General features: G+C 30.6%; 1 protein-coding gene. It reads left to right on the forward strand.

Going from position 1 to position 15953, the window contains the following annotated elements:
* The first annotated feature begins 3 nt into the window (after nucleotides 1-3).
* Complete coding sequence (locus ACZ49Z_RS09785; RefSeq protein WP_464307984.1) at nucleotides 4-15936, forward strand: amino acid adenylation domain-containing protein; 15933 nt, start codon at nucleotides 4-6, stop codon at nucleotides 15934-15936.
* Nucleotides 15937-15953 lie beyond the last annotated feature (17 nt).

Raw genomic sequence — 15953 nt, forward strand, 5'->3', positions numbered from 1 at the left:
ATCATGATTACATTAAAACAAATAATTTCAGAATATAAAGAAGGAAAAATTTCTACTTCTACTTTAAAGGAAAAATTAATCAAGTATAAAAAAATAGAAGAAGAAAAAGAATATCCTCTTTCTACAAGTCAAAAAGGATTGTGGTTATTACATAAACAGTCATTGTTAGTGGCTAAGTATAATGTACCTCTAGTACTTCGCTTTGATAAGACAATTAATGAAGCGACTTTAAGAAATGCATGCAAACTACTTGTAAAAGTTCATCCATTATTGGGAGCTTCTTTTAGTTTAGATTTACCACAGTATAAAATACCCGCAAATCCATACATAGATTTCGAATATTTAGACCAAGAAGGGAAGACAGAAAAGGAAATTATAAAATTGATGCAGGAGATTACAGATTATCCATTAGATATTACTAAGGCTCCTGTTCGATTTAGATATATACATAACGAAAATTCAAAGGCATATTTTCTTATGACATTACATCATTTGGTTTGCGATGGAACATCGTTAGTGTTGTTATTCCAAACTTTAATGAACATTTTGTCCTCTAATGATGATTTTGAAAAACCATTACTAGCACCTTATAACGAATTTGTAGGTTGGGAAAAAAACTACTTAAATTCAGAAGAAGCAAAACAACATCAAAAGTACTGGAAAGAAAAGTTAAGGAATCTACCAGATGTGATTTCTCTTCATAAAGATTTCTATAAAAACCCAGATCAGATTAAGTACAAAGGAGGAATAGTACAGCGAGAATTACCCGATCAGATATCTCAAAAAATAAAAATATTTTGTACTAAAAATCAATTAAGTATAGCTAGTTTTTTGCTGGGAGGATATCAATTGCTATTACGTAAATATACGGCTCAAAATGATATTATTATTGGAGTCCCTTCACTAGGAAGAGCAGAAGAAGAATACAATAATATTGTAGGATATTTTATTAATATGATTCCTGTTCGATTATCGATACAGTCAAATTCCGACATAAAAGAACATCTAAAAGAATTACAATATACTGTGATGGAAGGAATTGATAATGCAATGTATCCATTTCCTTTAATGGTAAAAGATCAAGAGGGAACTATAGGTCAAAATGAGTTGCCTATTTTCCAGTTTACATTTGCCTATCAAAATTTTATAAGAGGAGGTTCTGCAAGTAATTTGACAAAACCATACAAAGATGATTTTGATGTGAGTATCCTAAAAGAAGTTCATCAGTATAGTAATTATGAATTAGCTTTTGAATTAGGAGAAACAGATAATAGTTTTGATATTACCGCAAAATATAATAGTATTAATTTTTCTTCTGAGACAATAGACCAAATTGTTAACCATTATATTAAAATATTAGCAGATATCGTTAACGATGAAGTAAAAATGATAGCTGATATCTCATTAGTCTCAGAAGAAGAGAGGGCAATAATAGAAGGTGCAAATAACACAAAAGAGTCATATAATTCCCAAAAATGCATTCAGAATTATATTGATGTAAAAGCTACTAATAGTCCAAATAAAATTGCATTATTAGAACAACAAGGGGAACAAAAAACTAATTATCAAGTACAACAAGAAGTAAATAAAATAGCTTCTTGTCTAATCCAAAATGGAATTTTGCCAGGCGATTCTGTGGGCATATATATGAATCGCTCTGCGAATTTAATTACTACTATTTTAGGAGTTTTGGCAGCAGGAGGGGTTTTCGTGCCTTTATCTCCAGATTTTCCAGAAGAAAGAATCAACTTTATAATAAAAGATGCTAATATTAAAGTACTTATTTGTGATTCTGACACGGAATCAAAAACAGAAGTTTTTTCTTCAAACGTACAATTGGTAATAAACAGTTCAAAGATTCAACAAGATCAGGAACTTTACACGCTTCCATTTTGTTCTGAAAAAGATAGAGCATATATTATATATACCTCGGGTAGTACAGGAAATCCAAAAGGAGTTCCTGTAACACATCAAAGTATTTTAAATACCTTACATTATTTAGAAGCGAATTTTCCTCTAAGAAAAAATGATAATTATATTCTAAAAACTAATTATGTTTTTGATGTCTCGTTAAGCGAAATTTTTGGTTGGTTAATAGGCGAAGGGACATTAATTATTCCAGATAAAGGAGTTGAGAAATCACCTGCTCAACTTTTGGATTTCATTCATAAATTTAAAATTACCCACATAAATTTTGTTCCTTCTTTATTAAAAGCTTTTGTAAATCATGTAAAAAAGAAAGACGGAATATCATTATGTAACTCTTTAAAGTACATTTTGGTAGCAGGCGAAGCATTCCCTGTTGATCTAGTAATGGAATCTATTGGCTTGTTTAAGGATCATTGTCAGGTAATAAATGTTTATGGCCCAACAGAAGCATCTATTTACGCTTCCTCATTTAATTGCTCTATAGAGTCAGTAAAAACTTTAAATACGCCTATCGGGTTACCAATAAGCAATACAGAATTATACGTTTTAGATATCGACAACAAAGAAGCTGGCTTAGGGATGCCAGGAGAATTGTGTCTTGCAGGAACAGGTGTTGTGTCTTCATATTTAAATAGAGAAGAACTAAGTGCAAGTAAATTTTGTAGAAATACCTTTTCTAAAAAATATAATGACTTTTATAAAACAGGTGATTGGGTAAGAAGATTATCTAATGGACAGATAGAATATTTAGGTAGAATAGATGAACAAGTAAAAATAAGGGGATACAGGATCGAACTTGGAGAAATAGAAGTAATTATTAGAGAGTTTTCAACAGTTGAAGATGTAGTTTGTTTGGTAAAAGAAATACATGGAGTTAAGCAAATATGGGCATATGTTCAGTCCTTAAATACAAAACTACCCACTTTATTATACAAATTTCTATCAGATAAGTTACCATCATATATGATTCCATCTCAATTTGTGATAGTGTCTGCAATACCAATAACAGTTAATGGAAAAATTGATAGAAAAAAGTTGATTGATATTCGTCCAAATATTAATCAAACAATAAATAATAAAGAAGACAAGCAGGATCATTTGATTCAGAAAGAGTTAATTCAAATTTGGGAAGAAATATTAGAAGTTACTGGAATAGGAATAGAAGATCGATTTTTAGAAATAGGAGGAGACTCTATTTTGGCAACAGTACTAATAGATAAAGTAAACCTAAAGTTTGAAACAGAATTTGATGCATCTGATTTATTTCAATATTCAACTATTTCTCTTCTATCTGAAAAGATACATAAGACGGGATTATTGAATAATCGTCTTAGCAATAAAGAACATAAAAAAACATCAGAAGCTAATGAAGATAGTGGTCTGTATGAAGATTCTTTAGCGATTATAGGGATGTCTTGTACATTTCCAGAAGTACAAAATATAAGAGATTTTTGGAATTTATTGATTGATGAGAAAGAGACATTTCGATTTTTAGAAACCGAAGAACTTAAAAAAATGAATGTTTCGGAATCTATAATTACAAACCTAAATTTTGTTCCTTTTCAATCATCTATTGCTAGCAAAGAATATTTTGACGCTCCATTTTTTAAAATTTCTAAGCGCGATGCGGGATTTATGGACCCACAGTTAAGAATGCTTTTAGAACATGCTTGGCATGCTATTGAAGATTCTGGATATAAGACAGAAGACATTAAAGATACAGCGGTTTATATATCATCAGGGAATAATTTCTATCGCTCTGCTTTACCCGAATTTTCTGATGAGCAAACTGGTGTTTTAGAGCATTCAGATCAGTATGTATCTTGGATATACGGACAAGGAGGTACTATTCCTACTATGATATCCTATAAATTAGGGTTAGAAGGACCAAGCCTCTATTTGCATTCTAATTGTTCTTCTTCTTTGTCAGGATTATATACTGCTTATCAAAGTATTATGAGAGGTGAGTGTAGACAAGCACTAGTTGGAGCAGCAAATGTTGGGGTAGTTAACAGTCCAGGATATATTCATCAAAATGGTTTGAATTTTTCGAGTGATGGTCATTTAAAAGCTTTTGATGCTAACGCTGACGGAATGGTAGGTGGAGAAGGAGTGACAATGATTTTGGTTAAGAAAGCATCTGAAGCGATAAAGGATAAAGATCCTATTTATTGTTTCTTAAGAGGTATAGCACTCAATAATGATGGTAACGACAAAGCAGGATTTTATGCTCCTAGTTTTAATGGACAGAAGAAGGTAATACAAAAAGTATTGGATGAAACTGGAATTAACCCAGAATCTATATCCTATGTCGAAGCTCATGGAACAGGAACTAAACTAGGAGATCCGATAGAATTCAATGCGTTAAGTGAAGTGTATAAGAATTATACAAATAAGACGAATTATTGTGCAATAGGATCTGTAAAAACCAATTTAGGACATGTAGATACAGCAGCTGGATTAGCAGGTGTTATTAAAATTGCACTCAGTATGTCTAATCAGCAATTGCCTGCAACGCTAAATTTTAAAAACCCAAATCCTCAATTAAAAATAGAGAATTCTCCATTTTATATTTCTAATGAAACGAAATCTTGGATGAGAAATGGAACACCATTAAGAGCTGCAATTAGTTCTTTCGGAATAGGAGGCACTAATGGACATGCCATTTTTGAACAGGCTAATATTGAGTCGATAAGTTCGGAAAATGAGCAGAAAGCATATTCAAGCCAACTCGTTTTACCAGTTTCTGCGCTTAATAAGGAAAGTTTAAGGGTTTATGTACAACAATTAAAGACTTTTATTTGTCAAAATCAATTAATTGAAAATCAGAATATAGATAAAAAAAATGAGAAAATAACTGAACAAATAAAACAGTATTTAGCTCCATTATTAAATGTAGAGGAACAAGAAATTGATTCGCTACAATTATTTGAAGATTATATAAGTGACCTTTATTATTTGGAAAGTTTAAGTGTTTGGATATTTGATGTTTACGGTTTTAAGATTGGAAGCAAAGAGTTATACAGTCTAAATACATTAGAAAATGTAATAGAAAAAATCGGTGATAAAATTAAATCAACTGATGTTATTTCAATTACAAAAGAAAAATTAGCTTCTTTAGCATATACATTTCAAAAAGGAAGAAATGAAATGTCTTCTAGAGTGGCATTTGTTTTTAAAGAAGCAGAAGAATTATTAAAACAGTTTAATGACTTTCTAAAGGAAGAGAATTTATTAGGAGTTTATTCTGATAAAGTTGCGGGATTAATAGGTAAGGAAAATCACGAAATTTTTTCTTTAGAAGAAAAAACCGCATTAGAATGGGTTAATGGTAAGACTGTAAATTGGGAAAATTGCTGGAAATCTACTGATAGAGTTAGTAGAATATCAGCTCCTGGATATCCTTTTGCAAAAATAAAATTTGAACTCCCATTTTTTAAAGAGAAAAAGAAAATTGTAAGAGATCAAATGGTAATGCATCCGTTACTCCATGAGAACAATTCTAGTTTTGATAACCTCTCTTTTAGTTCCATTTTTTCAGGAGACGAACATTTTCTTAGTGACCATGTAATAAACGGTCAAAAGATTTTACCAGGAGTTGCTCATTTGGAGATGGCTTTACAGGCCTATTTTAGAGCGATAACCTCACCAGTAGAACCTTGTTTGTTAACGAATATTTTTTGGATTAAACCTGTTGTTCAAAAATCAGAAAATCAGAAAGTAACCATTTCCTTATCAAAAGAAAATGAAGGAAATTGCGAGTTTTTTATAAACACTATTTCTGAAGATAATAACATTCAAAATAGTAAAGGATATATAAAAAAAATAGGGGATTCTTTGCAAAGTATTCCATCTGTTAATATTGAAGGTTTTAAAGAAAAATGTACAGATTTAATAGAAGGAACAAAGATTTATGATGCTTTTCTAAAAAATGGAGTTACTTATGGTACTTCTCATCAAGTGATTCAAAAGTTATGGATTAAAGGCAATGAAGCCTTAGTACTTTTGAATGTTCAAGAAGAATATTCAAATTCGTTATATCAGTTACATCCTTCAATTATGGACGGAGCTTTTCAGGCAGTTATTGGTTTTAAGTTGCAATCTAATGATCAATCAATAGCATTACCTTTTGGAATTCGTAATTTGAAAGTGTTTAAAAAAACTACAGATGTTACATGGGCTTATATCAAAGAGTCTAGTGCAAATAACGGTAGCGTATATGATATTTGTTTGTTAAATCAACAGGGACAAGTGTGTGTTGATATTAAAGGATATCAAACTAGAATAATCGGAAAAGGTATAAAGAACAAGAATGAACAAGAAATTTTAGTCGATAAAATAAAACAGAATAATGACTATTGTTTGATACCTACTTGGGAATTGGCTTCATCTATTTCAGGGCAGGAATTTCTACCAGACAGCTGTCTTATGTTTGGAGAGAATACGATTTTAGAAAACTCTTTAAAAAGTCGTGGTTTTAGAGTGTTTTTGGTTAAAAAAATATTAGATCTAAATGATTTTAGAGAAATTATAGGTGCTGAAAGGATACAACATATTTCCTGCATTATTCCTTATACGAATAATATAGAATCTGAAACAGATAATAGTCACTTTTTAGTAGATAATACATATAACCTTATTAAGGCATTTTTAAAAGAAGGATATGCTGGAAAAAAGCTTATATGGAGTGTCTTTACAGAGCGAGCTTTTATGGCTACCAAAGAAGATAAAATAAATGCCATACCATCTGCTTTACATGGTCTTTTTGGAGTCATACAAAAAGAATATCAAAACTGGGATATTAATTTATGTGATATGGAGTTTTTAGATGAGAATCTAAAAAGCATTAAGGAGCTTCCTTTAAATATGCAGGGAATTACTTGGGCATATAGAAATAATAGTTGGTACAAGCAAAAATTATCAAAAGCATCACAAGATTTTATTAAAAATAACGACACAACTATACTAAACAATAATAAGGTGTTTGTTATTATTGGAGGAGCAGGTAATATTGGACGTAAATATTCGAAATATTTATACGATACTTATCAGGCTAAAATTGTATGGATTGGTCGACAAATAACAGAAAAGGTGTCTTTTGAAGGTTTGGACTTTACTCCTTTTTATGTGCAAGCAGATGTTACAAAGTATCAAGAATTAGAAAATGCAATAACTACTATTCAGTCAGAAATAGGATCTGTATATGCGATAATACATGCTACTATGGCATTGGCTGATTCTAGTTTTGAAAAAATGACCGAAAGTCAATTTCATACGGCTTTAGATAATAAAGTTATTGGACTTATTAATATAGGTAAAATTATTAAGGAAATATTGCCAGAATGGTTGCTCTGCTTTTCGTCAATAGCTTCTTATGTTAGAGTGCCAGGTCAGGCTAATTATACCGCTGGATGTGTTTTTACAGATCAGTATGCCTTACAAATAGAGCAACAATATGGTGTGAAAACTAAAATAATTAATTGGGGATATTGGGGACATTTAGAAGAGTATGATAGTAATAAGGTTCGTGAGAAAATAGAAAAAAATGGTGTAGCGATTTTGGATCCAGCTATGGCATTGCAGTTTCTAGATGGATTTATGAAGGTAGATCATAAGCAGGTTGCTTATATAAAAATGTCTGAGGATCTTATAAACTCTAAGTTAGGGAAAGAATTAATGAAATCTCCTTCTCATATTGAAGTATCCGAAAGAAAATATGAAAGTAACAACGAACAAAAAATGAAGTTACAAAAAAGCGTTTTAGAACCTGAACAATTAATGATTCAAACCAAAAACTATTTACTAGAATCTATAGCTACAGTTCTGCGAATGGAAAAAGAAGAAATTGATACTTCTGAAGCCTTGGAAATATATGGGTTAGATTCTATTTTGGTTGTTCAGATAGCAAATGAGTTAGGCACAATATTTCCAAATATTAACACGACACTATTTTTTGAATACCAAACAATTGAAGAAATAACTACTTACTTAATCACTAATTATGAGGAAGAAGTTAATGAATTATTTAGTCAGAATAACAATGATATAATTATAGAAAAAGAAACTGAAGCTAAAGAGATAAAAGCTGAGTCAATACCAGCGATTAATGATGATAGAATTATAGTGGAAGAAAATAAAACAGTGCTATTAAATAAAGTAATTGATTGGTTAAAAGAACAAATTTCAGATATAGGAGGAATAGCCATTTTAGAAATAGACATAAACGATCCATTAGATTCATTTTCTTTAGATTCAGTTCAAGTAGTTTCATTAATTGAAAACTTAAATAAAATTGTAGATGAGGTTTCTACCACAATATTTTTTGAAAGTGAAAATTTAAAAGAGTTAGCGGAATCACTATTAGTAAATAGAAAAGACCAATTAAAATCTTTTTTTGGAAATTCAACTGGTCAGGAAGTACTGAGAATAGAGAAGAAAGAGATACAGAAAACGATACCTACGAATCAGAAATCAGAGATTAATGCTCCTAAAATTGAAAAAAGCAATGTGTTAGAAACAGATGTTGCTATAATAGGAGTAACTGGTAAATATCCTTTAGCAAATGATTTGGAAACATTTTGGTCAAATTTAAAAGAAGGAAGAGATTGTATAACTGAGATTCCTTTAGACCGTTGGGATGCTGATTTGTATTTTGATAAAGACAAGAACAATCATAAAAAAAGTTATGGTAAATGGGGAGGATTCTTATCAGATATAGACCAATTCGATCCTTTGTTTTTCAATATTTCTCCTTCCGAAGCAGAAATTATGGATCCTAAAGAGCGTATCTTTCTTGAGACTATTTGGGAGTTATTTGAAAAAAATGGAATTACTCAACAAAAGTTAAAACAACAATATAACTCTATGGTAGGAGTATATGTTGGATCAATGTATCAACATTATCATTGTTTTTCTTCCGATGTGTTAAGAGAAGCGGTTGTTTCAATGTCTTGCCATAGTTCAATTGCTAATAGAGTTTCTTATTTTTTTAATCTTCAAGGACCTAGTGTCGCTGTAAACACAATGTGTTCTTCTTCACTTATCGCTATAGATATGGCATATAAAGCTTTGTTACTTGGAGATTGTGAATTAGCTATTGCAGGAGGAGTAAATTTATCCTTACATCCCAAAAAATACATCGGATTAAGTGCTACAAGAACTATGGGAAGTCATGTTGATAGTAGAAGTTTTAGTGAAGGAGATGGATATTTACCAGCTGAAGGAGTAGGTGCGGTATTGTTAAAACCTCTTTCAAAAGCAATTGCAGATGGAGACACAATCCTAGGGGTAATTAAATCTTCTTCATCTAATCATGGGGGTAGATCTAATGGTTTTGCTGTGCCAAATCCTAAGGCACAAGTAAAATTAATTGAGACAAATTTTAAGAAATCAGGAATAGATCCTAGGACTATTAGCTATGTTGAATCTGCTGTGAATGGATCAAATCTAGGTGACCCTATAGAAATAGCAGCTCTAAATAAAGCTTTTGAGATTTTCACACCAGATAAACAGTTCTGTGCTATAGGTACTGTAAAATCTAATATTGGTCATGCTGAAGCGGCTTCTGGAATATCGCAGTTAACGAAGGTATTATTGCAATTAAAACATAAAACTTTAGTCCCTACAATTAAAACAGAACCGCTAAACAAGCAAATTCGTTTAGAAGAAACTCCATTTGTACTACAAAAAGAATTAAAAAAATGGAATAGACCTATTGTAGGTTCTGTTAATGATAAAGGAGAATTAATAGAAAAAGAATACCCTAGAAGAGCAACAATAAGTTCTTTTGGAGCAGGTGGATCAAATGCTCATTTAATTATTGAAGAGTTTAATGCCAATATAGATGCAGAAGATGATTTTGAAAAAAACGAATCTCATCACGAAGAAAAATTACCTAACATTTTTGTGCTTTCTTCTCGTTCAAATATAGAGCTAAGAAGATGGCTAGAAATGCATTATCAATTCATGTTAGAAAATCCAGAAATTCTTGTTACTGATATCGCATTTACCTTGCAAACAGGTAGAGAATTAATGGATTATAGAATAGCGATTACTTTTGATTCCAAAGAACATTTAAAAGAAACTATCTCTAAGGTTCTCAAAGAATCAAATTGGAATGATATGAAAGAATTTTCAAATGTGTTTTTAACAAATAAAAAAGTAACTAACAATATTGTAAACCGGTTATTTAAAGATGATACTGGAAAGGAAATTCTTAACCTCTTATTAGAAAAAGGAGATCTGAATAAAATAGCTGTTTTTTGGGCTAGTGGTAGTTTCATTCCTTGGTTATCAATTTACGATAAAGATAAATTGCCAAATATTGTTTCATTACCGTCCTACCCTTTTCAAAAAAAGCGCTGTTGGATAAAAAGTGAAGAAGATTTAGCTGAAAATAATGTAAAAGAAGAGCATTCTAAATCACTTAGTCAAAATGCAAAAAAGAATATAGTTATCCCAAATACAGATGTTAGTCTTTCAAGTTCTGAAAAAAAAATAGTTGCTACTGGTCATGTAAAAAATCTTTTGAAAGAAGTATGGCAAGAGGTTTTAGGAGTAGAAAATATTGAATGGGATGATAATTTTCAAGCATTAGGAGGAGATTCAATAATGTTAACTCATATCATTTCTAGAATAAAAAAGGAAGTTCCATTTGATGTCAATGTTACAGAGTTGTATCAAAGATCAACACTAGAAGAGATGGCTGTTTTTTTAGAAGAAATATTTGAAAAGCACGAATTAGAAACAGAACTTTTAAGTTTTTCCACAGTAAGAAACCAAGGACAAATTATTCCTGTTTTAGATAATAAAATAAAACCTTCATTATCATTTGCACAACAACGTTTGTGGTTTTTAGATCAGATGGTAAAAAATTCTCCAGCATATAATGTTGTAATGGCATTGCATACCGAAGGGAATATTGATAAAGAACTATTGCAAAAAAGTTTTGATAATATTATTTACAAACATGAAACATTGCGCACTTCTTTTAAAAGCGAAAAAGGAGAGCCTTATCAACATATTGCTACAAGTGTGGCTAATCAGATTATTTGGGAAGACTTTACATCAATCCCAAAAAGCGAGCGTGAACAGGCTTTTGAGGAATATACAAAAGAAGAAGCACGCCATATCTTTAATTTAGAACAAGGAGATTTATTAAGACTAACTATTTTTAAAATAGAGAAAGACGAACATGTTTTAGTGTTAAATGCGCATCACATAATAATTGATGGATGGTCTGTGAATATCTTTTTTAGTGAGTTGTTTAAAAATTATTCTCAATACATCAAAGGAGAAATACCTTCATTAGAAAAACTGCCTATACAATATACAGATTTTTCTATTTGGCAACGAATGTGGTTGCAAGGAGAAGAATTGGAAACACAATTGAGCTATTGGAGAGGGAAATTAGGGAGTATCAATACAATGATTGAATTACCATTAGATAACCCTCGTCCTCCTGTTCAAACTTTTCAAGGAGGAAGTACACAATTGGAATTGCCAGTAGCGTTATTAAATAAATTAAGAACAACTGCTAAAGCATATCAAGTTACTTTGTTTGAATTACTTTTAGGCGCTTTCAAAATTATTTTACATCGATTTAGCGGCCAAAAAGACATTATTATAGGAACACCTGTAAATAATCGAAATAGACTAGAAATAGAAGGTCTTATAGGTTTTTTTGTAAATACCTTGGTTATTAAAACTAATCTTGAAGGAAACCCATCATTTAAAGAGTTTCTAAAGAGACTCCAAAATGAATTAAATGGGGCTAAAATGCATCAGGATTTACCCTTTGAACAACTTGTTCAAGAGTTACAACCAGACCGCAATATGAGTCAAAATCCATTGTTTCAAGTTTGCTTTAACATGTTGATAACTCCTGAGATTAATAATACAAATATCCATTTTAAGAAAATACACGGAGTTAGAAATGATACGTCTAAGTTTGATTTATGGGTAAATGTTATCGATCAAAAGGAAAAAATGACCGTTGAAGTAGAATATAATTCGGTTATCTTATTTAAAGATACTGTTATTCGTTTTATGAACAGTTACCAAAATCTATTGGAAGAGATTGTTAAAGATGGAGATAAAAACATTGGAGAACTATTAATATTAGATAATGAAGAACAAAATGAAATAATCAAGAAAAGTAGTGGAGACAAAGTTGATTATCAAAAAGATATTTGTTTGCATCAAATAATAGAAGCACAAGGCTTAAAAACACCAAATGCCATAGCAGTGTCTTTTGAAAACAAACAATTAGATTATCAGGAATTATCCCAGTTAACAAATCAATTATCACATTATTTGATAGCAGAAGGAGTTCAGTTAGAATCATTCGTTGGTGTATGCTTAGAAAGATCTTTAGAAATGATTATAAGTTTACTAAGTGTTTTAAAAGCAGGAGGAGCTTATGTGCCAATAGATCCTAACTATCCTAAAGATCGACTAAACTATATATTAGAAGATAGTAATCCTCAAGTGGTCATATCACATAGCAAGTTTAAAGAATTATTTGTGGGAACTACAAAAAAAATAATATATCTAGATGAAATAAATGATATTTTAAACAAACAAGATAGGCTCAATTCCCCATCACTTAATATTACTGAGCAAAATCTCGCTTATATGATTTATACTTCTGGTTCAACAGGAAAACCTAAAGGAGCTATGATTGAACATAGAAGTATTGTAAATCGATTATTTTGGATGCAAGATGAATATAAGGTTGATAGTACCGATAAAATTCTACAAAAAACACCTTATAGCTTTGATGTGTCTGTTTGGGAGTTCTTTTTACCACTAATGCAAGGAGCTCAATTAGTTTTTGCAAAACCAGAAGGGCATAAAGATCCAGGTTATCTTATAGATTTAATCGAATCGGAAAAGATTACAATATTGCATTTTGTTCCTTCTATGTTGCAAGTATTTCTGGAAGTAAAAACAAAATTACAATGTCAATCTATCAAAAAAGTATTCTGTAGTGGTGAAGCGTTACCATTTGAACTTTTTCAACGATTTTTCAAAAGTTTTGATAGTGCAGAATTACATAATTTATATGGACCTACCGAGGCTGCTGTAGATGTAACATATTGGCATTGTAAAAGAGAGGATAGTTCTGGAATTATTCCTATAGGATTTCCAGTAGCAAATACGCAGATTTATGTGTTAGATAACTATGGAAATATTGTTCCAGATGGAGTAATAGGAGAAATTCATATAGGAGGAATTCAGGTAGCAAGAGGATATCATAACAAAGAATCATTAACAAACGAAAAATTTGTAAAAGATCCATTTTCTGAACATGGAAAATTATATAAAACAGGCGATTTAGGAAGGCGTTTAAAGGATGGAAGTGTAGAATATAAAGGACGAATCGATTTCCAAGTAAAAATTAGAGGAATCCGAATTGAACTAGGAGAAATAGAAGCTGCTTTAGGAAAAATATCATTTGTTAAAGAATCGGTAATTCTAGCCCAAAATATTTCAGATAATGAACAAGACAAACAATTAATTGGGTATGTTGTACCAGATGTTTCAATGGTTAAAAAAATGTTGCCAGATAATAACAAGTCAGAATCCATAGTGCAAACAAAGGAATGGGAACAAGTATTCAACAATACATATGAGGTAGGTAATACAGTTCAAGGAAAAGAAGATTTCAATATAATTGGTTGGAATAGCAGTTATTCTGGAGAGGAAATAGCAGAATCAGAAATGAAAGTTTGGGTAGATACCACTGTTCATAGGATTTTAGAACTTAAACCACAAAAAGTACTAGAGATAGGCTGTGGAACAGGTTTGTTAGTCTCAAAAATAGCTTCACATGTTCAAGATTATACTGGAACTGATATTTCTAAAACAGGATTGGATTATATCGAGAAATACATTCAACCTAATTTACCAAAATCTAATAAACTCAAATTGTTCAAACAAGAAGCAAATGATTTTCATAATCTGAATCAGCAATCTTACGATATGATTATTATTAATTCTGTAGCGCAATATTTTGGTAACTATATGTATTTTATAGAGGTTATAAAAAAAGCAGTTTCATTATTAGATGATGGAGGAAAACTATTTATTGGAGATATCAGAAATAAAAAATTGCACAGAACCTTTCTTTTGGATGTTGAGCTATATAAATCATCAGAGGATCAAAATGTAGAAGCAATTCTAAAGACTGTAAAAAGGAAAGAATTTAAAGAACCTGAATTAGTAATCGATCCTAATTTATTTAGAGTAATTCAAAAGGAAATTCCTGAAATATCGCATGTTACAATGGATTTTAAAAGAGGGGATTTTCTTAACGAACTTACTAAATATAGATATGATGTTTTATTACATGTCAATAAAAAAAGTAAAAAACCAGAAAAAAACATAACAATAGATTTTCAAACAGATTTAAATGCACTAGAATATTTTGAAAAATTGGTTAATCAAAATGAGATAGATCAAATAGAATTATTAAACGTACCTAATAAAAGACTGTCCGACATAGGTCAATTAGAGCAATGTATTAAAGATAATTCATTAGAAACCAAAATGTCAGAACTGAAACAGCTCGTGGCTAAGATGGCTGAATGTCATGCAGTAGATCCAGAATATTTTTATAGCAAAGAACAAAATACAGGGTATAAAGCAAATATTTCTCCAAATGCGAATAATTCATTTTATATGGATGTAGTGTTTTTGAAAAAAGAATTATGGGATCAAGGTTATTTATATGACGGGAATACCAATGTAGCGGAATTATTGCCGATTGAAAGGTATCTTAATAATCCTTCATTACAAACCATTCAAAAAGAAGTATCTGATGAAATTAAAAAAGTATTACAGGATCAATTGCCAGATTATATGATTCCAAAGCATATAGTTTTATTAGATGCAATGCCAGTAAATTTCAATGGAAAATTGGATAGAAAAGAATTTCCAGACATCCAAGATTTAATGACTACAGAGACTACATATATAGCTCCAGTAAATGAAATTCAAGAAAAATTAGTAGAACTCTGGAAAAGAATTCTAAAAATCGATTCAATAGGAATTGAAGATAGCTTTTTTAATCTAGGTGGGCATTCTCTCAATGTTATATCCATGTTGGTAAAAGCTAATGAAGAAATTGGAGGGCAAAAAATATCGTTAGTAGATTTCTATAAATCTCCAACTGTAAAAGGTTTAGAAGAACTGTTAAAAGTAGAAAATTCTAAACCAACAGGAATCATTAGAGAATTAGTGACAGCAAAAAAAACACAATTTTCTATTTTGTTTGTCCCATATGCAGGAGGAACTGCTACAGCTTTTCATCCTGTGGCACAGGAAATTAATAAAAGGGATTCTTCTGTTTCATCATGGGCAGTTTCTTTACCAGGCAATGAATATGGAGAAGAAAAAAAAGAGTTATCTATTAAAGAATTAGCAAAAAAAATTGTTGAAGAAATTACACAAAAGATTAAAGGACCGATAGCAATATATGGACATTGTGTTGGGTCATATTTAGCAATAGAAATTACTCGTAGATTAGAGAATAGAGGGTTAAAAATTGAGTTTGTAATGCTAGGAGGATTATTACCCATCCCTAAATGGTATAGAATGCTTCCATCTAAGGATCCTTGGAAACACAAAACAGATGAGCAATTAGTGAAAATGCTGCATGATTGGGGAATGCGTAATGAAGAAATAGAGCCCAATCTACTTCAGTTTATGGTTAGAAATTTTAGAGTAGATGCAATGCAATCCTATTTGTATACTAAGGAAAATAAAAACTGGAAACTAGAAACACCAATTATTAATGTGGTAGGAACAAAAGATCCAATAACCAAACAATACAATAAAAAATTTAAGAAATGGAAAGAATATGGCAATAATGTTCATTTAACAAAAATAGAAACCGATAATCATTATTTTATTAGTGATATGGTAGAAGATGTTGCGGAAATTATTCATAAGGTAAGACATAATTCAGAAAAATGGAAAGATAACGATCTTACTGTTTTTTAATAAAAATATAAACATTT

This window comes from Flavobacterium sp. KY-23415, from assembly GCF_055384985.1.

Bases quoted from the DNA above. Each gene is read 5' to 3' on its own strand.
- ACZ49Z_RS09785 (WP_464307984.1), top strand. From the start codon at position 4: ATGATTACATTAAAACAAATAATTTCAGAATATAAAGAAGGAAAAATT.